Source organism: Paenibacillus typhae (assembly GCF_900099765.1).
GTDB classification, from domain to species: domain Bacteria; phylum Bacillota; class Bacilli; order Paenibacillales; family Paenibacillaceae; genus Paenibacillus_AQ; species Paenibacillus_AQ typhae.
In genome coordinates, this window is sequence record NZ_FNDX01000036.1 from 1 (window position 1) to 21,970 (window position 21,970).

The window sequence follows — 21,970 nt, forward strand, 5'->3', positions numbered from 1 at the left end:
CCAGCGTCATGGCGGTAAGCAGCGCGATTCCCCGCAGGCCCTGGAGGGCTTGAATCACGGGGGCGTACAGACAGATTTCTGCTTCCTCCCGCATGGCAGCTTCAAACCGTTTGATTCGCTCCTCCACTTCCCTCAGCTCCTGCAGAAGCTCGGCGAATACCCGTTCTTGCACCGTAAACGCAAACGTCAAGGTAGATAACCACTGCCGGTATCTCTTCGTCCAGCGTCTTTTCATCCCTTCGGAGGTGTGAATCTGGTGCCTGAGCAGGAAGTGAATAATCCGCTGCCGGGTTCGGTGTAACTCGCCACGGGCAGCCTCCCGGGCCCGGATGAGGTCTCGCAGGGCTTCGATTTCTGGAGTCGGAACATGGATCGCGGTCAATTCTCCGGCACGATGGAGCTGGGCCAGCCGTTCGGCATCCCGCCGGTCGGTTTTCACGGCATCGCCCGGACGCTGTGGAATCCGTGAAGGGGCAATGACGGTGCAGGAAATCCCCATTTTTGTCAGCCAATGATACAAGTCATACCCGGTCGGTCCGGCCTCATAGCAGACTTCCAGCGTAACTTCCTTGCTTTGGAGTTTACGCATCAATCGTGCCACGGCATCGGGAGTATGGGCAATGGCACTATGATACCGGGCAGGTTCCCGGCCCTCATCTGCAATGGCCACCGCAATTTTTTCTTTAGACACATCCAAACCGACGTATTTTATGGTATTCTTCATAGTAACAGCTCCTTTCGCATGTAGCTCTGAAATGGTTGTCCTTACTCCCATTTTAACCTACGGTGTGCGAACAGGGGCTGCCTTTCGTTCATCATAACTTAATCTGTACAGCGGCCGCCTGTTGCAATATCCCAGCAACAGCTCACAGCCTGCTGGCACATATGCCGGCACTTATAATCTTGCCCGCCGTTACTTTACTGTGACGGACGGGCTTTTCGGCCTGCCTTCCATAGCCGGAACAGGCAATAGCCGAGCACGCCGCCAAAAGTATTCAAGAGCAAATCATCGACATCGAATGTTCCGATTGAAAACAGTCCCTGTGCGCATTCGAGCACAGCGCTTACCCCGAAGGAGCGCAGCATTACCCCGAACCAGGAAATTTGCCGGTTGGAGGACAGCAGGGCCATAAAAATGCCGAACGGAATAAACAACGCGATATTCCCGGTCAGGTTCACCAGCTTGGTTACCGTAACCGGATCAAACGTATTATAGACCGTCTCCAGCGGAGTGAAGTTACCCTGCCGCAGTTGGCGCAGGGTGGTGTCCGGGCTGCGCTGCAGCTGGTGCCACAGAAACCGGAAGTCGATCGGACTGAACTTGAACAATATGATTTTGAAGAGTACATAAATATAGACGGCAAATATGGCCTGCAGCCCGGCTGAACGGAGCTTGGCAAAAGCGGCAGAAGCCTGTGCTGCACGCTCTGCAGAAGCAGTCTTTTTTTCGCGCATAACTCTGGTCTGATTCATGGGGGAACGCTCCTTTCTAAGATGAGGGATGCTGCTGGGCTGCGTAATGCTATGGATGAGCTGTTATGATTACTCCATCCACGTTGTTACCGGATATGTCATATTGCTGCCCGGCAGGTATAGGGACAAAGGTGCTTTTTCCGTTAACGGGATAATAGGAAATGTTGTATACGATCCCCTTCACTTTCAGCGTAACCGACTGCTGCTCCTTGAGATAATCAAGGTACTCCTCAAGTGTGTAATGTTTGTCGCGCATAATAATGCTGTGCGGCAAGCCGACATAGCGGAAATGCCAGGGCTCGTACTGGATGCCGGTGATGTCCGACTTGTCCTTGGGATAACGCAGGATGAAGCCATAGTCCCAGGCGTTGGCTTCAAGCCAGCGTCCTTCAGGTGCGCGGCTCATTTCCATCTGCGAGGATCCGATGTCCAGCGACAGGCCGAGGTTATGCTCGCTGTGGCCGGGCGGGAGGGCGTAATCGGCTCCTTTTTCCTCATAGAGCTGTTTCTGTTTGTCCGTATCGCGGTAGCCGCTGCTGATTAGAAACTGACTGACCCCGTCCCCGCCTGCCGCTTCCACCATCCTGGCGAACTGCATGGCAACGGTTTTGGATAATTGGGTGCTGTTATCAAGCAGCGCATAGCCTGCAGTCAGCTCACTGTGCTCTGACAGGGTAATAATATCGGACGTTATCCCCTCCGGGTGCAACGCATAATCCTTGTTCACCAGCAGCAGATTGCCCTGGTAGATCCGGCTTGCGGAAATAGCAGTCAGATCCGATCGGCTGTGGTCTCCATTCATGATCTGTACCGGCTGCAGCCTGTTTACCCGTTCATCAGTCCCCGTATATTGATGCAGCACCTCCCAGCCCAGTAATGCAATCATAACCGCACAAAAAACCCGCTTCTTCATTCCGGTCTCCTCCTTGTCCTGATAACTCAAGAATAAGGAGCAGCGTTTAAAAAGAAGCGGGGGAAAAATTAACTTTTTCTTAAAAAACAGGGTAAGGCAAAGGCTGGAGTCTGCTTACAAACCAAGCGGCAGCTTTACCTCAAAGCTTGTACGCACAGGATCGCTGTGTACGGAAATGGTGCCTTTATGCTGCTCGACTATGTTCTTGGCGATAAACAGGCCGAGCCCGGTGCTGCCCTCCTGATGGCTGCGAGCGCGGTCACCAGTATAAAACATATCAAAAACATAAGGCAAATCCTCAGGCAGGATACTGCCCCCGTAATTGGTTACCCGGACGACTGCCTGTCCATCTTCCGCATTACAGCTGATATCGACATACTGGCCGTCTTTGCCGTACCGGACTGCATTGGTCAGCAGATTCTCGAATACGCGGGCCAGCAGCTCCCCGTCGCCGTGAATCTCCATGACGGGAGCCAGCTCCAGCCGGGCGGTCAGCCCGTTGTTGTCCAGCAGCGGGTACAGCTCTTCATGCAGCTGGACGAGCAGCTCACTCAAATCGAGAGGACTGCTGTCCACCTTCAGCATGCCGTAGTTCATCCGGGTAAGCTCAAACAGCTCGTCGATCAGCCGCTCCAGCCGCCGTGATTTGGTATAGGCAATCGAGGTATAATGCCGGACCTGCTCGGCCGTTAATTCCTGATCCTTCAGCACATAATCGAGATAACCAAGCACTGAGGTCAGCGGGGTGCGCAGGTCATGCGCCAGATTGAGCACCAGCTGATCCTTGCTGTTCTCGGCAAAATCCCCGCGCTCCACGGCCTGCTGCAGCTTGCCGCTGGCCAGATTCAGGTCGGCGGCAATATCCCCGAATTCATCCTTGGAGGGGATGATGATCCGGCTGCTGAAATTACCTTCGGCCAGCTGGCGGATCTGCTGCGAGATTTCCCGGAAGTAGCGGGCGTAGGGCTGTGTAAACAAGTAGAAGAAGACAAGGGCCAGCGGGACAAAAAAGATCAGAAAAAAATTCAGATCCCCGATGTTGCCGATCATATAGCGGTAGCGGGCCAGCGGGTCCTCGGCCAAGACGTTAGCGGTATAGTACTGCTGCAGCATCTTGTAAAGCGCATAGGTCAGGATGCCGGAGCAGAGCATGCTCAGCGTGAGCAGAAAAATCATCTGAAAGCGAAAGCTGCGAAACCGTCTAGCCATTGAATGTATAACCTACTCCCCATATGGTTTTGATCAGTTTATTCTTGTCCTGTTCTTCGCCAAGCTTTTTACGCAGGGTGCGGATATGAACCATAACCGTATTCCCGCTCTCAAAATAAGCCTCGCCCCACACCTGCTGAAACAGATTCTCCGCGCTGAATACCTTCTTGGGGTAACTCGCCAGCAGGTACAGAATGTCGAATTCCTTGGGCGTCAGCTCCACATTGTTCCCGAACAGCTCTACCGTCCGGCGGTCCGGGTCTATGACCAGCCCGCCGGATTCCAGCACCGGCTTGCGCTCTGCCTGCGGCTGGTTAAGCTGCATGAAGCGGCGCAGCTGCGCGTTCACCCGGGCGACCAGCTCCATCGGGTTAAACGGCTTGGTCATATAATCGTCGGCTCCGATGACGAGGCCGGTGATTTTGTCGAGGTCCGAGGTCTTCGCGCTCAGAAAAATAATCGGCAGCTGATGCTGCTCCCGGATCTGCCGGGTCACCTCATGCCCGTCCAGCCCGGGCATCATGATATCAAGCACCGCCAGATCAATATGGCGGGACTGCACGGCCTGGACTGCGGCTTTGCCATCGGTCACCTTGACCGTGTGATAGCCCTCTTTTTCCAGATGCAGAGCTACCAGATCAGCAATTTCCGCATCGTCATCGGCGATAAGAATCGTTATCCGTTTCATTTCGTATTCGCTCCTGTACAAATGAACTTGGGTACGCGCCATTACAGCGCTTTGCTCCTAGTGTACCTTATCGGAAGTTGTTTCGCGAACAGGAATCGTGAATAATAGAATGGGTGTGCATGGAAAACATCGTTGCAGCAGGTGGCCAGGCGATCTGCGTCGTGCGTCAGACTATTTTTAAAATACTTAAATTTGTAACATTTAATGTTAAGGTATAGCCCGAAAGAGTCATGCCGGGGACTATTAGACAGTGATACTGTTAGTAACAGGATTTGAGGAGGGGACGGCAACGTATACAAGAATTAAGCTGCTGATTCTGCTGATACCCACGTTAATGGTCGGGATCTGGGAGTTCGTGCGCCACCAGTTTCTGATGCCGTACATTTCCATGGATATGGGGAATTATTTAACGCCGGTGCTTGTATTTGTGTTCAGTATTGTTTTGCTGCTGCCGCTGTTCCGGATTATGGAGCGCAATCAGCTGGAGCTGGAGCAGAAGCGGGCGGCTACCTCGGCAATGGAGGCCCGGGAGGGGCTGGCGAAGGAGCTGCATGACGGGATGGCGCAGTCTTTGTTTTTGTTGTCCGTCCGGATTGACCGGCTGGAGCAGAACCATAAGAACGGTACAGTCAGCACAGAGAACGTGGATCAGATTAAAAAAACAGTGCATGAGGTCAACCGCTATGTGCGCCAGGCGATCGCCAGCCTAAAGGTGCCGGTCTCGGGCAGTGCGGATTATTCACTCGAACGGTCCGTGCAGGAGCAGCTGGGCAGAATCGCCGCAGAGGTGATGATTGATGTCTCACTGGACTGGCATCTGCTGGAGGATGCGCTGAATAGTAAGGAACAGGCCGAGCTGCTGTCCTGCATCCGCGAAGCCATTATCAATGTGCGCAAGCATACGCGTGCCGGCCGGGTTGTCGTTAGCGGTGCAGGCGATAAGCACAGCTGGAAGGTAAGCGTAGCCGATGACGGTGCCGGAATAAAGCATGAAGACCCTTTTAAGGTGACCGGAAGCTATGGTCTGCAGATTATGCGGGAGCGGGCGGAAAGTATGGGCTGGCGTCTTCGCCTGACATCCGGCCCGGACGGAACGACAGTGGAAATTGCGAAGGGAGGGCTGGCGGATGAACCGCTGCCGGGTGATGATCGTCGATGACCATGCGCATGCGCGTGAAGCGATGACTGAAATCGTATCGCTGGATGAACGTTTTGAAGTAATTGGGGCAGTGGGCAGCGGAGCTGAGGCCATCGTTATGACCGGGCAATGGATGCCGGACCTGATCCTGATCGACATTGAAATGCCGGGAATGGACGGGCTGGAGACGACGAGGCGCATCAAGCTGGAATATCCTTATGTCCGGATCGTCATCGTTACCGTCTCGGATGAAATCTCTTATCTGTTCGAAGCGCTGAAGCAGGGCGCACAGGGATACTTGCTGAAGAATCTGGCCCCGTCAACCTGGATCGAGTATTTGCTGGCGATTGTCAGCGAGGAGGTTCCGCTGAGCCGGGAGCTGGCTTTTCAGATTCTGAAGGAGTTTGCTGTAACCTCGGTCAAGGAGGAGCGGGAAGCATTAACGGCGCGCGAGAAGGAAATACTGGGCTGTGTATCCTCAGGCTCCACAAATAAGGAGATTGCAGCCACTCTCGGGATTTCCGAGCACACGGTCAAAAACCATCTTAAAAATATTTTGCAGAAGCTGCAGCTCCAGAACCGTACGCAGCTGACCCGGTATGCCCTGGAGCAGGGACTGGCGCCGAGGGAGCGGGATTTTCCGCGGAAAAGATAAACCATTATTTAAAGAAACAATCATCCGTTGAGGGGGAAACAACTTGAATAAAATGCTTCTTAAACTGCTGACACTCGCTGCCCCGATGGCAGCTGCACTATCACTATTCACCGCGGTAGCCAGCGCTCATGTAACGGTATCGCCGGCTGAATCCACCACAGGTGCTTGGGAGACCTATACGCTCAAGGTACCGTCGGAAAAAGACATTGCCACCACACAAATCGACCTGCGCATGCCGGAAGGCGCCGAGTTCAAGCAATATGAAGCGGTGCCGGGCTGGATAGTAACTGTCGAAGGCAACAAAATCAGCTGGATCGCTTCCGGGGACGGCATTCTGGCCGGCCAGTTCCAGCGCTTCACCTTCACAGCCAAGAACCCGGATACCGCCGGCGACATCGCCTGGGATGCCTACCAGCATTATGCTGACGGCAGTCTGGTCCAGTGGTCCGGTGAAGAAGGCAGCGATACGCCACACTCTATCACAGAGATCGTCCAGGCCGCAGCCGGCGGAGACAGTCATTCCCACGGGGGATCAGGTGCGGCACACTCCGGCTCCATGACGATGGATGAGCATGAGGCAATCATGGAGAACGCAGAAAAGTCAGGAAGCACCTCGCCAATGGTGTATATTACTCTGGGAATCTCGCTGCTGGCCTTCCTGCTGTCGGCGGTTGCACTGCTGCGGGGGAAGAAGGAGTAGGGCGGTTTGGAAAATGGGAGGGACAGTCAACAGACTGTGGGAAAAACAACGGAATAACGGTGAAAAGATAAGTAACTGCGGATGGCTTTGTCCTGTACTGGGATGGAGTGTCCGCAGTTTTTTGTTGTGTAAAGATCGGGGATTGGATACATTGGTAATATGTGGAGCATGGCATAAAGGCTTGGGAGTTGTGATTGTATTTTGTACAACAGAATCAGCTCTGAATGGACTTAAATCTCATTCTATTGTATTTCATACAATTGATTACACAGGAACGTGGCGAATAAGCCAATAATGCAAGATTCTAATGTATAAAGTGCAATAGAACCGTTTTATCATAGTGATTTTATTGAATTCTATTGTATATTGTGCAATTGAAGGTAAGGCATTTGTGATGTGTGATGATTTTCGGTGAAATGCAATATTGTTGATGGTTATGGTAAAAAGTTGAGGTGGATGAAGGAGCGTTTGAATGAATTCCATTATTTTTCGATGCAGGTATGTCGGAATGCTTATGCTGTTGATCTTATCATTTAAATTACTCTCTGTTACGCAAACGGGGCCAGGCTGGGAGGTTCCCACTTTTGTCTTTGATGAGATCAGAGAAATTCAGAGCAAAATGATCTTTCTATTTTTAGTGGAAATTGTCTTAATCATTTACGATGCTGTTAAGAAAAATAAACCGGGTACCTTGAGCCTTTTGCTGTACATCCCAGCTGTTCTTTTTTCTTTTATCATTTATTCCTATGGGTCGGAGCAGGTAATCTTTAATCTGCCAGGAGATGCCCCTGCTTTATCGGCAATAGTAGCTAATTCTCTATTTATTGGCGTCCCGATAGCATGTTTGTTGGCAGGAACACTTACATATTTTCGTTGGAAAAAAGGCAGGGATTTTACAGCATGATGAATGGGAGTGTGTTTGAGTAAAGGGAGGATTTGATTGAAGAAAATATTGATTACCTGCGCAGCCATTTCGGGTGCAACTCCACTTATTTTAGTTATACTTCTTATGATTCCGGTCAAGTTTGCTGTTGGACTGGATGAAGCGCAACAAAACTTGGATGCCGGCAGTTATATTTGTGTTGCCGACTATAAGTCGAAAGTCGCTACAAATACTGAGTGGTATGCGGCATCACATTTCAATCCACACTTGGATGGGACACTTGAGGTGTACGTGTCAGGCAATAGTCCAACCCATTATTTATCTAAAAAAGAGTTCGAGAGCTTTGATATAGACAACTTGTTTCTATTAACAGGTAAAGTTGATCGGTTCGAAAAGGATAAGGAATCCTATTTTTTGAAAGCCGACCTAAATGTAGATAAATGGGAAATAATCTATCCGATCAGAAGAGAAGGATCCTTTTTTAAATACCTCATGTCGCCCAAATATCTCAACATTTATGATTTTGACTTGAAAAAAGTAGTGCATTCAATGTGGATGAGGATGACTAACTGGGGATGATGCGGCGTCAATGACTCTTCGGGTTAGTGGAGATTTTACAAGAGGAAGGAATGCGTATGAAAAGGATATTTTTTGTGAGTTATAAAAATATGATTTTAGGCTGTTTATTGTATCTCTCATGTTCTTTCGTTCCATTCATCATAATAAAGTTTGGAAACTATGGTAGAACAACAAATATTATGATCGTATTTTTTTGGAGCTTATTTTTAATTGTTTTTGGCTATTTTTCATACTTCGACAAGAAAATATATTTTAATGAGGAGGGAGTAAGATATCAATCTTTATTAAAGAAAAAATTTATCGGATGGCATGAAGTGCAGGAAGTCGGGATTGCTATTTATTCTCCTTTAGCGGGTAACAGAACCGTAGACTTCTTATGTATCTCTACTCAACAGGCTGTAACCGGCAGGATGCTTATTGTTATGGAAAATCACAGCACTTATATGAATTACAGAAAATCGCTTATCCCCCTCATAAAGAAATACTGGTCTGGTGAGATAATAAAGTGAGTTGTTTGCCTCGGAATCAATTGATTGATGATTAACACTAAGGAGTAAAAACCATGTCCATATCCGCATGGATTGATATTCATTTAAGCAGTAGCGCCAATTTATCAGCCGCGGACTTAATCCGGCAGTTTGCAAAAGAAGGCTGGGATTACACAGGCCATAACGGGGAGGTCACTTATCTGCCTTTAGGTGATGGCGACAATTTTAATTGGCTGAGTGAAGCAGTGGATAGCGCCCATATCATGAATATCATTGAAACGAAGCAGGCACAACGAGAAATCGTGGGCATCCAGCTGTTACGGAGAGATTCTGAAATCGGATGCGATATGCTGATGTTTAACACGAATCAGATCGGATTCAGTCTGTCGATGGCCAGAAAAAGTATTCAAACTCAGGGTGATCTAGATATTACTGATTTTAGCTGGTACTTGGAAAGAATATTGCCAGTCTTTAAACATGCAGGATTGCGGGTTGAGCGGGTACAGTGTGAACAATTGGACTAGGAACTTGTGATTGGTGAGGGAGGAGAGCCGAATGCCAAAATATTATCTGGATAATATTTTTACAGGACGTAGTTACGGTATGGATTTCCTGTTGAGTGTTGTATACGGCTTTCTTGAAGAAGGGGATAAGTTGTATTTCGAGTACGGTTATTCGTACATAAATTCATTTCCTTATAAGAATGTTGAGAACTTCGAAGACGCGGTTAACCGGATCTGGTATCATCCCAAAGATAAAGAAGAAGCTAAATCGATTGTAGATAGTTTTATGATTAATTGTATCGTACTGGAAAGAGATAGAGACATGGAATCATGCAAGTACAGACTTCTGGTAGTGGAAAGCATGGAATCCATTGAATTAATGGTTACCGAGTATGAAGAGGGTAGCTTTCAGAAGCTGCTCAAAACAAAGCTCAAACCGTTTCTGGAACAGGGTGTTAAGGTTTTGATTGACTAATATGCGGGAGTAGACGCAGCAAAGGGGATTTACAGATGAACATCCATAACATCGATTTTGCGAGGGAACTCCCAAAGTATAAGATAGCGGACGAGAAGAACACTTTTTTTGCAAATAGACCGTCAAAGGAAATTAATATCGAATTTCTCGACCAGCAATTTAAGCTGATGATTGAGACAAACGGATTCAGACATACCTTTGCTATCAAACTATGGAATTTTACTTTAATTGAGTTAATGACCAAAGAATACAGGGATGAGGATGTTGATAAATGTATCTCTGTAAATAATCATATTTATTTTGACATTACCGCCGTGCTGACAAGTAAACTGAATGCAGAACAAGTATTAGGCTATCCGTGCATCTCTAATGAAGCATTCAATCAGCTGATTGATAATGAGGGATATAGAGTAGACTGCTTTTATAACATTCTACATTTTATACATACATATAAGGCCCGTCCAAGTCAAGAGGATTTAACATTATTTTTGCTGGGAACAACAGGAGGTTTATTAGCTGAATTTCTGTATGAACAAGGGGTGGTTGATTATTCCCGTGAAAAATATGAATACGCGCTAACCTTCAGAAACAGTAAGATTGCTACTGATTATTTTATTATGGAACTGATTGAATGTATCAGTCGGCTAGGTTTTGCTTGCCAAGCGTTGGCGCTTGATTATATGTGAAATATTAGTACGAAGGGGAATGGGCTAATGAACGTTCATTATCTGAGTAATATTATTCCGGCGTCAGAAGATAGTTCGAGTTTCTTGATGGAGCTCGTGTTTGCTTTTGCAGGCAGGGATGAGTTTCTGTATTTGGAATATAATCTTCATGAATCTGATCCGCAGTATTCTAATGATATTGAAACATTTTCAGGGAAATATAAACAAGAGTGGTTCCGCCCGAAAAGTGTTCAGGAGGCGTTAGAAATAGAATGGAGTTTCCTGATCGAAGCGCTAGTTTTGACGAAAAATAAAGATATGGACTCATGGAAATTCAAGCTTAGTGTAGTTGAAAGCCCAGAGACTATTGAATTAATGGTTACTGAGAACATTGAGGGGGATTTGCAGGAGCTACTGGGGACAAGCTTAAAGCCGTTACTGGATCAGGGAGTCAAGGTGCGGACAGAGGAAATGTATAATGACATGATTGAAGCACAGTATTTGAAATACGGGATTCATATTTGAAAAGAAAAAAGTGAGGCTCAAACATGAACAAATACAAAGCTCTCATATCTGATTTTGATCAAGCAAAAAGGAACTTCGGTTATTTAACTTCATTTAATTTATCACGTGGTACAGAAATAGAAGGATTCCAGGTGACCTTGCAAATTACTCTAGCCCAATCAACGTTTGATTACGGTGAACAATTATCGATAACTTTTACAGGGGTGAAGGATCTGGAAGTAGGGCAACTAACGGGATTGATATGCTGGTTATATCTTGATATCACGGATATTTCTAAAGACCAGCTGGAGGATATAAGATTCAAGGTTGTTGAATATGAAAATGATATTTTTAGTTTATATTGTAGTCAGATCGCATTTGAAATCATAGGCCAGGAGCTGATGTAACATTGTTCAGTAAAGCGAATGGGAGTATCAGTATGAATATAAATACGAAACGATGATCAAAGAATTGGGAGAACCAGCAAAAACAGATGAACATGATCATTATGTAAAATATATATATCCGGGCCTTGTCTTCAGGTATGAAATAAACAACTCATTGGTTCAGGATAGGGATGGCAACTATGACTACAGTGTTTCTCCAGCAACTACAAATGTTAAAATCACTACTGATACATACCGATTTGGTAAACATAACATTGGTGTTGGCTCTACAAGAGAGGAAGTGGAAAGGCCTACCGCAAATCTATATTTAAAATCGTTGAAGAAGATTCAAGCGGTTTCCGGGACGGGGGCTCTAATGATGAGCAGTGGGTAGAATATTATTTTGATAAAAATAATAGAGTTCTAGCGGTCGAATTAGGTTTAACAAGATAAAATTTATTAAAGAAAGAAGGGGAATCAAATTAATAGGAGGTGGAGATATTACATACCGTTTTACCTTGCTGGGTACATCATTTCATTAAATGGGACCGGTATTCCACAATGGTATTATCTGATTCCCGTAAAGTTAATTTCTTTATGCTTGATGTTAATCGGTGGTAACGGGATTTATTATTTAGCTGAGGAGAAACAGCCGTTATACCTAGCCTCATTTAGATCAATGAAATACATATTGTTTTCTGTTTTACTTTTATTTATATTTGCAGTTTTACAAGAAACATTACAACAACAATTCTCAATTGATATTTCAGCATTTATAGGAATGTAGTTGAATCTTCATTAACTTCGTATCCTCTAAACCTAAAGGAGGGTATCCCTAAAAGACTTTTGGTTCAAGTGCTGTAATCAACCAATCATCCTTCCCATCTTGCAGACCATTCCAACAGCTCAGTACGTACACGGTCCGTCAGCCCATCCACCACGCGGAAATCCATGGCGGTGACATAAATTTTCTCTAACTGGTCCCGGTGCACCTTCGCCTCGGCCAGAGCGGCTATGGCATCCTTCATTTTGGCTTTATATTGGGTGCTCACTTCGGCTAGCTGTCCGTCATAGCGCTCATCCGTTCCAGGTGCGACGATGGCTTCATAAGTATCGATGATTACGTCTCCTTCATGATCAGGAAAATATTCATGCGGACTGGTGCTGTCGAAGATCGCAAAACCAAGCTCACGCACAATAACCATATCCAGACTATGGGGATCAAAACCGCAATGGTAGATTTCCGTATCCAGACCGCGTTTCTCCGCTTCGGCGGCGATTTTTTTGAGCATGGTGGATTTGCCTGTTCCCGCCCGGCCTTTAATGAAGAACCGTCTGGTTAGCCCTTCGGTCAAATTAGGTACAAAATCAACCGCCCCGGCAGGTGTCGCTGCTCCCAGAAACCGGTGCTTAACGATAGCACTCTTAGGAATGCTCGTTTCGCCAAAAAGCTGCTCCAGCATCCCGGCTGTTAATTGATTCGCTTTGTCAAAATCCATATGTTCAAAATAAATCTTTTCCCACTCATCGTGAATTTTTAAGGCTTCTGCAAACCCGCTGTACGCTGCTTTATAGGAATCCGCAACCCTCTGGTTAATCTCGCCGATGATTTCTTTTTGACTGATGAGTGCTGCCGAGTCCCAGGCCTCGCCCAGGTTCACATATTCTTCAACGGCTCCCGGTGCTTTGGGTTCAATGACATGAGGCACAGTGCCGTCAACAATGCCTATGCCTAGTGCCGGTATAATGACTGCATCAATCGAATCCTTATCGGATGAACAATGGATCAGCTCTATATTGTAACCACGCTCCGCCCACTCTGTGCCAATTGTTTTCATCAAAGAGGACTTTCCGGTGCCGGGACCACCTTTCAATATATAGATCCGCTGGAGTCCCTGAAGATTCGATTCGAACAAATTATAGAAACCAAGAGCCGTATTACCGCCTGCAAAATATCTTAAAGTCCGTGCAGCCACACATCCACTTCCTTTCACGTTGTCGCCCGGTAGGCTATACCCTACAGTATGCGTCAGGTATTTGTGAGGTGCCTAGAGGCGGAGCTGTGGTAGAACTCTCTCCTGGAGTTTGTCCGGTGTTAGTGAGCAGATGTCTAGCTTTCTAACACCTCGTACAGACATTTGGCAATTAACTGGCGTAACTTTTGCATGCCCCCCCAGATAAGCCTCCCGCGAATTTCTGCCACACTGATCAGATTCAATGGTTTTGACCCCAGTAGCTGTAAAAAGGCTAAACGAATCGCTCCCTTCGCTTTGTTCTGCTTCACTAAGTTAACAAGCTGGGAACTTCCAAAATGTGTTAATATGAATGGATGAATCATAAGTTAAATTCCTGCCGGGGAGATGTAGGATGGATACAAAACATGTAGATTTAATACGAAGAGAACTACTAAAGCTTGAAAAGTTGTTACTGACAGCAGAGATACGTACTTCAGTGAAAGAACTTTCAATATTGCTTGCAGAGGAGTTTTTCGAAATTGGAAGCTCGGGTAAGATGTGGCGCATAAAAGATGGCATAGACTCAAATGGAATAGGTATTGTTAAAATGAATCTAAGTGATTTTGATATCCACCCATTATCAGAAAATATAGTTTTAACAACATTTAAAATATTTAATGAAGAAAAAAAGCAATACTCGCTGCGTAGTTCAATATGAAGTATGAAAATTTTAGATGGCAGATGGTATTTCATCAAGGAACACCAATAACTTAAATTAACGGGATTTGAAATATATAAGGGAGGGGCAGATGCCTATTTTAAAAGAGTTCGAGTTGGATATCCCCCTATAAAGATACGGGAACCAAGGAGGATATTCAAAAGAAGTAGGAAATATCTGTTGGATAACAACGGAATTAAGGAGGTTTTATGAATACAAGAGTGGAAGAAATCACTGCTATACTTGATACTATTAGTATAGAAATAGTTGTACCGCTGAGAAGGAAAGTTATTGACGAGACAGCATTCAGTAAGCTTTTTGAATTAATGGATGAATTGCAGAGTTTGCTTTGTGATCAAAACTTTATGCCGAAAAAACTGGTTAAGATATTATTTCACGTATATACACAACTTGATATGCAAGCGGAGTATGTCAGGTCAGAAGAAGTCAAAAAAGAATTCATTACATATCTCACTATAATGAGAAGCAAAATGAGGGGAATCTTTGAGGAGAGAGTGCCACTGAATGCAGATATGAAGGAAATCTCACTTAAGGATATTATGGAAAGTTCAGGGATCACTGACCAGCGGGAAGTAATTGATAAATTTAAGAAATTGTATGAATAGTAAAGTGATTTTTCAGAACGTTTGATTAGGAGGCAGCATGCAGAATCTATGTCTTGTGTGTGGTTACGGACAATTGTATGAGCCGCCTGTAGATGAAAGAGGTATTTCATCTGATGAGATCTGTCCGTGCTGCGGATTTCATTATGGGCTTGATGATGACGATATAAGGGATGGAATGAACGTATACGAGAAATGGAGAGAGGATTGGATAAGTGGAGGGTGTTTGTGGTTTTCCGAGGGCAGGAAACCGCCTGAAGATTGGAACCCGGTCAGACAACTTCAAGGTGCAAGTGGGTCACTAAGTGAGAATAAGAAATAAAATTAGGATATTGTATATTTTGAGTTCAATTATATTGTTCTCAGTCATATTAATTAAATTTGCTTTACTAGAATGAAGGATATTAATATATGAGATGTTTGGTGGATTGTTTGTCCTATATGCACTGACTGTTGAATTACCGTTATCCATCATTCGCAATAAACAGCTATTAAATAAAGTCTGGAAAAAGGCAATGCTTTTTCTGTTAAATCTGTTAGCTTTTTTGTTGGTCCTTGTAACAGCTCAAAACACATATCAGTTAACAAAGGATGTTTTTAAAGGATATCAGGAAGCAAATGTAGCTATATTAAGCCGTCAGTCAGAGTACCGGTCCATGGATACAGTTTTGGTTGATGATAATAGTAAGATTAGTACATACAAATTAGCTCCGGGATACGTTAAGGTACACACTGGTAAACAGTACGCCGTACGGATTTTTCAAAATTCAAAGATAATAGTGCCGGTTGATGAAGATGGATTCTAGAATGCGTATCGGCGGATTAATACTAAGTGGAAAATCGCCATCTAATTCTTATTAAATTGCTGCTGAGAGAATATTAGATGGAAAAAGGACACTTAATTTCACAGGTTTCGCGGCAAAAGGGTCTTTGGGGCAAAAATAAGTGGCGATTTCCCCCCTAAATCTTAGAAATGATAGGAAATGTTGAAATTAGGTGACGATTATCCAACTAAATGTGCCTGAGATTGGAAAAAGAACATAAATACACCTCAGACGATAATTCGTCCGAGGTGTATTCTTTTTTTATCTAGTGTTAACTTCCAAGTGGCCAGTCTATAGCCGCTTCCTTTTATAAAATGTAACAAACGCCGCGGCGAGAAGGAGAACAATAATCGCTATGCCGGTGGTGATGGCTTCGCTGGTGCTGCCTTGCTGCTGGGTGCCGCCTGGTGCGTCGCCGAAGTCGCCGCCACCAAAGCCGCCCATGCCACCGCCGAAGCCACCACCCATGCCGCCGCCGAAATCACGGCCGCCGCCGGCCATGTCCCCGCCGGGGCCGTTGCCGCCCTCGGGGATGGCCGGTCCGCCCATGGCGCCCGGCACGCCGCCCGGCCAGCTCTGCCCTTGCGCCGGCGCCTGCCCTTGCTGCGCCGCGCCATCGTTTGCCGGCTTCTGCGCCCCGACAGCCTCACCGCCCTGCGTCGCGCCGCCATTGCCCTGCGCCGCCAGGCCGTCCGCGGCGCTCTGCCCTTGCTGCGCCGCGTCGCCGTTGCCCTGTGCCGCCAGCCCCTCCGCGGCGCTCTGCCCTTGCTGCGCCGCGCCATCGTTTGCCGGCGCCTGCCCTTGCGGCGCCCCAGCGCCACCGCCCGGCGCAGCGCCAAAGCCGCCCATGCCCCCGCCGCTGCCGGAGCCGTCGCCGCTAGAGGCGATAGTGCCGTCGAGCTGGCCGGAGACGCTGGTGGCCATCGTCGACATGAAGGTCTTCACGGACTGGATGCCGCTCTCATACTGCTCGAAGGTATAGAAGGCGGAGGGATCAGCCTTCACATAGCTGGAGATCATCTGATCGAGCTCATCCATCCGGGCCTGGAAGGTGTCGTCCTGCAGGTATCCGTCAATCATCTGCCGGATGATCTCGTGGTATTTCGCCTTGTACTCGTCATTCGCCAGCAGCTTCGCTATCAGCGGACGCTCGGCGAGTGCGCCTTGGGTCGGCTCGTCAATCAGAACGTCGGAGCCGCCCAGGCCGCCGAAGGCCATGTTGTAGTCCCACGGCAGGATCGAGAAGACACCGTCATCCTCGTACAGATAATAGTTCTGCTTGTTGCTGCCGAGATAGCTGTCCATATTGCCGGTCACGGCGTTCAGGGCAATGTAGCCGAGCGCGTTATCGACGTTGATATATTTTTCATAGTCGGTGCCGTTGTTCAGCTCATCCAGCATGTCCAGTAGAATATCATCGTTCGATTTCTCTGACTTCATCTCAAGGCCGGTATAGAGGGAGGCATCGTCGCCGAGCCAGGTCAGGTCGCTGCCTTGGCCGGTCATTACCCCTTTATACAGCGCGCCGTAGGAGTTGCCGAAGTTGCGCTCCAGATAAGCATCGCCGATCTGTTCTACAGCGAGATAGAAGCCCTTCAGCTCATCGTTGACATAGATGTTAACGAAGGAGTATTTTGGCGTCGGTAGGCCCATGGTTTCGGCAAGCTCATAGGTGAGAAACTCCCGCATATAAGAGGCATCGCTGTAGTTGTTGTTAAGGTTAATTTTGGTAATCCCGAACAGGTTCTGGCTCACATACTCGTCAAAAGAAATTTTAAAGCTGTAACGGTCCGAATCGCTCATCTGCACAACACTGCGCAGGCTTAAATTCCCCTTGGTCCGGATGCCGACATTGTCCATTTTGATCCCGTTGTATTCAACCGATGCTGCTTTGTATTCCTCGGCGCTGGCATTGTCCAGCATGTTCTGGAAATCATCGGGGTCAATCGTGATCCGTACATCGACAACCTTGTCCTTAGGGAACACCTCAGCATCCAGACTCTGCTCTTCATCCGATACTACCCGGTCCTGCGTATCTCCATCGTTATCGTTATTAGCTTGCTGACACCCGGCCAAAGTGGCAGCCAGCAGCAGACAGCACATCAACAGCAGGAATGGCTTACCTCTAGCTTTCATTTCGGCACCGCCTTTCCTCAGGATACGTAGTCGCCGCTGTAGCTGATCAGCAGGGCGTTTCTGACACCGGTAATATCGGAGACCGTATTGACGAATCCGCCTTCCTTGTCGTCCAGCCGGAGCTCCAGCGTCAGCTCGATATTGCCTTTAGTGACGGTTTTTTGCTTCACATTGTAGCGTTTCACGGATTTGTTCAGATGGCTGTGCACCTCGCGTTCGCTGTCATCGCCCTCGCAGTTGACAACCAGCAGGTACGGGGTTTCCACAGACGAACGTTTGATGAACAGGAAGAGAATCAGGCCGATAATGACCGAACCTACAATAGCCAGCGTGAAAAAGCCCGCCCCGGTCACAATTCCCGCAACCGCTGCCCAGAACAGGAAGATCAGGTCAGTAGGGTCTTTAATCGGCGTTCTGAACCGGACAATGGACAGGGCACCGACCATCCCGAGTGACAGCACCAGGTTGGAGTTGATCGCGATAATGACGGTAGCGGTGATCATGGTCATGCCCATGAGCGAAACGTTGAAGCTTTTGGAGTAGAGCACTCCGCTGAACACACGCTTATAGAGCAGGTAAATAAAGAAGCCGATCAGAAAAGCGACCCCAAGCGTAATCAGGATTTTGGAGATGCTGATATCGGATACAAAATTATCCACTACCGAATTTTTGATCATATCGGAAAAGGTTGTTGCCGTGTCATTGGCTTGTGCCGCCGTCGTTCCCGCAGCTGCCAGAGTAGATACAAAGCTCATGATTAATAATCCTCCCAAGTGTTGGTCTTCAAAAATTTACGGCAAATCACATACTTCGAAGCCGACTGCCGGTTCAAGCCTTCCAGCTGCAGCGCGATCCGGATGTACTCCGGAATGTATTGGTCGAATTTGACCTCGAAGATAATAAAGTTCTCATCCAGCGCCCGGACTGGCCGCAGCTCCTGATCAAAAATATCCGTAGCATGCAGCCCGGTCCGCAGCTCCTTGTCAAACGTAATCCGCACATTGCCGTTATGGCAGACGTAAGGCTCGCGCACATAATCGACAATTACCTTCGGACGCAGCAGATTATGGCGCATCCCGTTGTACAGCTCCATGAACAGCGGACTGCCGGGAACATTCAGCACCTCGTAATTTCCGGCCATAATCTGGTCGTACATCCCGCGGGTGAGCGGCTCTTTGATTTTGGCGATGTAATCGTCCCTTTTGATTTTTTTCTCGAAGTGGATGACATGATCCTGAACGTTGTAGATGCGGATCCGGTATTTGGCGCGTTCCCTGAGACCCCCGAGCTTCTCAGCCAGTGCTGTATTGTGTATATCATCAAAATAAAGGCTCCGGATATGATACTCCCCGCCTTCATCCGCATTCTGGTCGACATCCATCAGGCTGTGCAGGCGCTGGCGCAGGATCAGATATTGATGCTGGTTGATCAAAAATTTCAGCTCATGCCGGAATTGCAGCTTTTTACTCATTTCACACCTCGTTTCTCTCTAAAATAACTATCATGAACTGAACCCATCGTACGGGACAGACCTTATGATTGTCTTAAATCGGGCTGAACGTTAGCTGAAAGTTTTACACTGCGTTAACAAAAGTCACGAATTCTGAACACAATTAAGATGGTAAAGTTGACTTAGAGGCTTAATGGAGGCTATCTTTGTAAACACAGTAAAGTAGCTTTCAGGAGGGACCCGGGTGAAGGATCTGAAAATCGTGCTGATCATCGGAATTATTTTTTTAGTGTTAATAGTGGCAGCAGTAGTGTTCGAAAGACTGAAGGCGGAGCGGGCAGAAGCAGGACTGTTGCCGGGAACCCCGTATAATCTGGTAACTACGTTTAAGGGGGATGCGGCGACCAGCCGTGCTTTTACCTGGTATACAGAGGATGCTGCCGCTGCCGGGCGGCTGGAGGTTGTAAAGGGGGAGAATGCCTCTTTTGACGGGACTTCAGTAATCAGGGTGCAGGCGGAAGATACAACGATTAAGACAGATGCCGGAAAAAGAGGCGTGCATAAAGCGGAGGTCAGCGGGCTTGAGCCGGATACCGTGTACACCTACCGGGCAGGCTCAGGAGAGGATGGGGAGTGGAGTGCTGCAGCCAGCTTCACCACTGCGGAAGCGGACACTGACGAGGTAACCTTTATTAATGTGACCGATTCGCAAGGGATAACGGCGGCGGATTTTGCGGTGTGGGGACGGACGCTGAACAAGGCATTTGAGACCTTCCCGGCGGCACAGTTTATTGTGCACAATGGAGATTTTACGGAGGAAGCAGAGGATTCATCAGCCTGGAATAGCTTTTTCAGCAATGTTGACAGTCTTGTTACCCGTATTCCCCTGATGCCGGTAACCGGCAACCACGATGAGGTGGATGAACAGGCGGCCGAATTCACTTCCCACTTCAACGTCCCGGATAACGGAGCCAAAGGCTCAATCGCCGGAACATCGTACTCTTTCGATTATGGGGCGGTGCATGTTACCGTGCTGAACACGGAGAGTAATTTGAAAAAGCAGACCGAATGGCTGAAGAAGGATCTGGCGAGTACGGACAAAGCCTGGAAAATCGTTGCGATGCACCGTCCGGCATATGGCGGCAATACTTACAAGAAGCTGGACGACTGGGTAGAGCTCTTTGACAAATATAAAGTTGATCTGGTGCTGCAGGGTCATAACCATGAGTATTCGCGGTCTTATCCGCTGCTGGACGGGAAGGTAGTAACAGAGAAGCAAAGATCGGCAGGGGCGGTCAGAGGTACGGTCTATGTAGTGACGAATGCTTCCGGCAACAAATTTAACGAGAAAAAAGAAGACCAGTTCTACCATGCTGTGCATTTTCAGAACAACATGGCGATGTTCGCGGGTATTACCATCAGCGGCAAGGTGCTGAGCTACCAGGCCTACGATGTGGACGGCAATAAGCTGGATGAATTTACACTGACTCACTAACGGTAAAGAGGCGGCCGAACGGGTTCAGCTGCCTCTTTCTTTTTGTGCAGCAACTCTGTAACAGCCGGCGACAATGCTCAGCGACCGGACTGGCGCTTTAGGTTGAAGGTTTTTACAATCTGCGGCACTTCGTCATTGACCATGCGTTTCAACAGGCGGATCTCCCGGCCGTATTTCTTATAATCATAGTCGTCACCGGATTTGTTGAGGAACTCATCGGGCAGCTCCTCCGGCACCGTGTAGGCATAAATTCTTCCGCCCCGGGCGGCCAGGAAGCTATATGGGGAATCGTCATAGCCTTCGTCATGCCACTGCTTCAGGGTCATTTTGAAGACGAACAGGCTCAGGACATCATCATATAATTTCCCCTTGTATTTAAACCGGAAAAATAAGCCGTATTCAGCATCCTCCAGCCGGTTGCTCCGCTCAACAGTAGTATAGATTTTCCAGGAGCGGGGGAGCTTTAGCGTGAAGCCATATCGGGGGTCCCGGTAAATGTACGATTTTGCAGATTGAGACCTGCCGGCTGGGCGATTCAGGCGTTTTGGTGTACGAAGAAGCGTTTGGGGTGAGCGTTTACGGTGTTTTCCAGGTTTACAGGAGGTACTGGTTGAACGTTTGAGACGTTTTCCGGTGCGATGGGTGTTGCCGCTTGTGTGCTTATATTGCTTACCAGTGCGTGAGGATCTGACGATTGAGGGCTTTAACCTTTTTCCTGTTGCTATCGTGCTGCTGTCCGTGAGCCTTTGACTATATGACTTGCTCTTAAAGCTGGTACTGCCCGGAAGATTTTCTGCTTCTGCGGATAACGGCGCTACCGCTGTGCTTTTTTGTCTCCAGATCCTGCTGTTCATCATGATCACATCCCTGCATATGGTTATACCGGTTTCAGACATAGGCATAATAACCAGGATATTCATGCCTGAAGGGGTGTGACTGGACCGCTGCCCGGTCTGCAGGGAAAAGGGCTGCTGAAACACAAGTAAACCCCTATCATTGATTTGCATCAATAATAGAGGCTTACGTTGTTTGCACTATACCCATGTTATGCTCAGACTCCTTATCCTACACTCTTTGAACTCAGCCGGGTAGAAATCGTCCGAGGCGGCAGTAAATTTGCCTATCCTGAGCGGTAAATCTTCTCTAATTCATCCTCTGCCACGAGTGGACTGCTGTTTAACCTTCGAGCTTTAAGAAGCTCATACCATTTCGTTCGGGGATGGATTGAAAGCTTTAGCGCCAGAATCAAAGATATAGTCTCAAGCCCAGGGATTACAGCTGCTCAGGATTGCTGCGGATAAAAGGTTGCTTCCCGTCAGACGTTCCTTCTAGCGGTGTAAGGTTCCCTTGAGTTGATGTCTTTAGTATACCCGGGGATGGCTGGGCCGTAAAAAGCGCTAATCCTTAAAAATGGGACTATTTTTCAATTTATCCTCATGTAAGCGCTGTTATTCTGCTGTGTTCTTAGTTTTTCATCATTCGCAGCTTGTACTCCGGGTAATACCTATTG

Annotated in this window: 25 protein-coding genes and 1 pseudogene; 16 read left to right on the forward strand and 10 right to left on the reverse strand. The window is 47.6% G+C overall.

Annotated elements, in window-relative coordinates:
- The 5 genes from BLR64_RS22140 to BLR64_RS22160 all read right to left on the reverse strand — a co-directional run.
- Window positions 1-724: IS110 family RNA-guided transposase (locus tag BLR64_RS22140; protein ID WP_167360758.1), on the reverse strand; the 724-nt coding region annotated here is incomplete at its 3' end.
- Between the two features lie 194 nt (window positions 725-918).
- On the reverse strand, window positions 919-1,473 hold the full coding sequence (locus BLR64_RS22145) for a VanZ family protein (protein ID WP_090717598.1): 555 nt from the start codon (window positions 1,471-1,473) through the stop codon (window positions 919-921).
- Between the two features lie 49 nt (window positions 1,474-1,522).
- Window positions 1,523-2,386 carry a M15 family metallopeptidase gene (locus tag BLR64_RS22150; protein ID WP_090717602.1) on the reverse strand — a complete coding sequence of 288 codons (864 nt, stop codon included), beginning with the start codon at window positions 2,384-2,386 and terminating at the stop codon, window positions 1,523-1,525.
- A 114-nt stretch (window positions 2,387-2,500) separates the two neighbouring features.
- On the reverse strand, window positions 2,501-3,595 hold the full coding sequence (locus BLR64_RS22155) for a sensor histidine kinase (RefSeq protein WP_090717604.1): 1,095 nt from the start codon (window positions 3,593-3,595) through the stop codon (window positions 2,501-2,503).
- Complete coding sequence (locus BLR64_RS22160; RefSeq protein ID WP_090717607.1) at window positions 3,588-4,283, reverse strand: response regulator transcription factor; 696 nt, start codon at window positions 4,281-4,283, stop codon at window positions 3,588-3,590. The genes BLR64_RS22155 and BLR64_RS22160 overlap by 8 nt, the downstream gene beginning before the upstream one ends.
- A 250-nt stretch (window positions 4,284-4,533) precedes the next feature.
- Here BLR64_RS22160 and BLR64_RS22165 point away from each other — a divergent pair, with 250 nt between their 5' ends.
- From BLR64_RS22165 to BLR64_RS22220, 12 genes are all read left to right on the forward strand, one after another.
- Window positions 4,534-5,442, forward strand: coding sequence for a sensor histidine kinase (locus BLR64_RS22165; RefSeq protein WP_244157812.1), 909 nt, complete (start codon window positions 4,534-4,536; stop codon window positions 5,440-5,442).
- Entirely contained in the window at window positions 5,411-6,076 is a 666-nt protein-coding gene (locus tag BLR64_RS22170) for a response regulator (protein WP_090717610.1), read from the forward strand. Before BLR64_RS22165 ends, BLR64_RS22170 begins: the two co-directional genes overlap by 32 nt.
- A 52-nt stretch (window positions 6,077-6,128) precedes the next feature.
- Window positions 6,129-6,776, forward strand: coding sequence for a YcnI family copper-binding membrane protein (locus BLR64_RS22175; RefSeq protein WP_090717756.1), 648 nt, complete (start codon window positions 6,129-6,131; stop codon window positions 6,774-6,776).
- A gap of 472 nt (window positions 6,777-7,248) precedes the next feature.
- Entirely contained in the window at window positions 7,249-7,680 is a 432-nt protein-coding gene (locus BLR64_RS22180; RefSeq protein WP_090717615.1) for a hypothetical protein, read from the forward strand.
- Between the two features lie 36 nt (window positions 7,681-7,716).
- Window positions 7,717-8,238: a hypothetical protein gene (locus BLR64_RS22185; RefSeq protein WP_090717618.1), complete on the forward strand. Its 522-nt coding sequence runs from the start codon at window positions 7,717-7,719 to the stop codon at window positions 8,236-8,238.
- 56 nt (window positions 8,239-8,294) lie between these two features.
- A complete protein-coding gene (locus BLR64_RS22190; RefSeq protein WP_090717620.1) occupies window positions 8,295-8,747 on the forward strand; it encodes a hypothetical protein in 453 nt (150 codons plus the stop codon).
- Between the two features lie 53 nt (window positions 8,748-8,800).
- Entirely contained in the window at window positions 8,801-9,250 is a 450-nt protein-coding gene (locus BLR64_RS22195; protein ID WP_090717623.1) for a hypothetical protein, read from the forward strand.
- A 31-nt stretch (window positions 9,251-9,281) separates the two neighbouring features.
- Window positions 9,282-9,704 (forward strand): hypothetical protein, encoded by a 423-nt coding sequence (locus BLR64_RS22200; RefSeq protein WP_090717626.1) that lies wholly within the window; start codon window positions 9,282-9,284, stop codon window positions 9,702-9,704.
- A 35-nt stretch (window positions 9,705-9,739) separates the two neighbouring features.
- Window positions 9,740-10,390 (forward strand): hypothetical protein, encoded by a 651-nt coding sequence (locus BLR64_RS22205; protein WP_090717628.1) that lies wholly within the window; start codon window positions 9,740-9,742, stop codon window positions 10,388-10,390.
- Window positions 10,391-10,417: 27 nt separating this feature from the next.
- A complete protein-coding gene (locus BLR64_RS22210; protein ID WP_090717631.1) occupies window positions 10,418-10,894 on the forward strand; it encodes a hypothetical protein in 477 nt (158 codons plus the stop codon).
- A 23-nt stretch (window positions 10,895-10,917) separates the two neighbouring features.
- Window positions 10,918-11,280, forward strand: a complete 363-nt coding sequence (locus tag BLR64_RS22215; RefSeq protein ID WP_090717632.1) for a hypothetical protein — start codon at window positions 10,918-10,920, stop codon at window positions 11,278-11,280.
- 52 nt (window positions 11,281-11,332) lie between these two features.
- Window positions 11,333-11,653 (forward strand): hypothetical protein, encoded by a 321-nt coding sequence (locus BLR64_RS22220; protein WP_090717635.1) that lies wholly within the window; start codon window positions 11,333-11,335, stop codon window positions 11,651-11,653.
- Between the two features lie 478 nt (window positions 11,654-12,131).
- On the opposite strand, the gene BLR64_RS22225 is transcribed toward BLR64_RS22220, so the two are convergent.
- Window positions 12,132-13,235 carry a PRK06851 family protein gene (locus tag BLR64_RS22225; RefSeq protein WP_090717637.1) on the reverse strand — a complete coding sequence of 368 codons (1,104 nt, stop codon included), beginning with the start codon at window positions 13,233-13,235 and terminating at the stop codon, window positions 12,132-12,134.
- Window positions 13,236-13,626: 391 nt separating this feature from the next.
- Here BLR64_RS22225 and BLR64_RS22235 point away from each other — a divergent pair.
- The 3 genes and pseudogenes from BLR64_RS22235 (at window position 13,627) to BLR64_RS22250 (ending at window position 15,361) form a co-directional block, all read left to right on the forward strand.
- A pseudogene (locus tag BLR64_RS22235) lies at window positions 13,627-13,988 on the forward strand (nuclear transport factor 2 family protein).
- Window positions 13,989-14,141: 153 nt separating this feature from the next.
- Window positions 14,142-14,558, forward strand: coding sequence for a hypothetical protein (locus BLR64_RS22240; RefSeq protein ID WP_090717642.1), 417 nt, complete (start codon window positions 14,142-14,144; stop codon window positions 14,556-14,558).
- Between the two features lie 413 nt (window positions 14,559-14,971).
- A complete protein-coding gene (locus BLR64_RS22250; protein WP_090717648.1) occupies window positions 14,972-15,361 on the forward strand; it encodes a hypothetical protein in 390 nt (129 codons plus the stop codon).
- A 309-nt stretch (window positions 15,362-15,670) separates the two neighbouring features.
- On the opposite strand, the gene BLR64_RS22255 is transcribed toward BLR64_RS22250, so the two are convergent.
- The 3 genes from BLR64_RS22255 to BLR64_RS22265 are packed head-to-tail and all read right to left on the reverse strand — an operon-like array spanning window position 15,671 to window position 18,986.
- Window positions 15,671-17,515, reverse strand: coding sequence for a CotH kinase family protein (locus BLR64_RS22255; protein WP_090717651.1), 1,845 nt, complete (start codon window positions 17,513-17,515; stop codon window positions 15,671-15,673).
- Between the two features lie 17 nt (window positions 17,516-17,532).
- Window positions 17,533-18,270 (reverse strand): DUF4956 domain-containing protein, encoded by a 738-nt coding sequence (locus BLR64_RS22260; protein WP_244157814.1) that lies wholly within the window; start codon window positions 18,268-18,270, stop codon window positions 17,533-17,535.
- Window positions 18,271-18,272: 2 nt separating this feature from the next.
- Window positions 18,273-18,986 carry a polyphosphate polymerase domain-containing protein gene (locus BLR64_RS22265; RefSeq protein WP_090717653.1) on the reverse strand — a complete coding sequence of 238 codons (714 nt, stop codon included), beginning with the start codon at window positions 18,984-18,986 and terminating at the stop codon, window positions 18,273-18,275.
- A 223-nt stretch (window positions 18,987-19,209) separates the two neighbouring features.
- Between BLR64_RS22265 and BLR64_RS22270 the strand changes: the two genes are divergently transcribed.
- Window positions 19,210-20,460: a purple acid phosphatase family protein gene (locus BLR64_RS22270; RefSeq protein WP_090717656.1), complete on the forward strand. Its 1,251-nt coding sequence runs from the start codon at window positions 19,210-19,212 to the stop codon at window positions 20,458-20,460.
- A gap of 77 nt (window positions 20,461-20,537) precedes the next feature.
- Here the strand turns inward: BLR64_RS22270 and BLR64_RS22275 are convergent, their stop codons facing one another.
- Entirely contained in the window at window positions 20,538-21,440 is a 903-nt protein-coding gene (locus BLR64_RS22275) for a hypothetical protein (protein ID WP_090717659.1), read from the reverse strand.
- Between the last annotated feature and the right edge of the window lie 530 nt (window positions 21,441-21,970).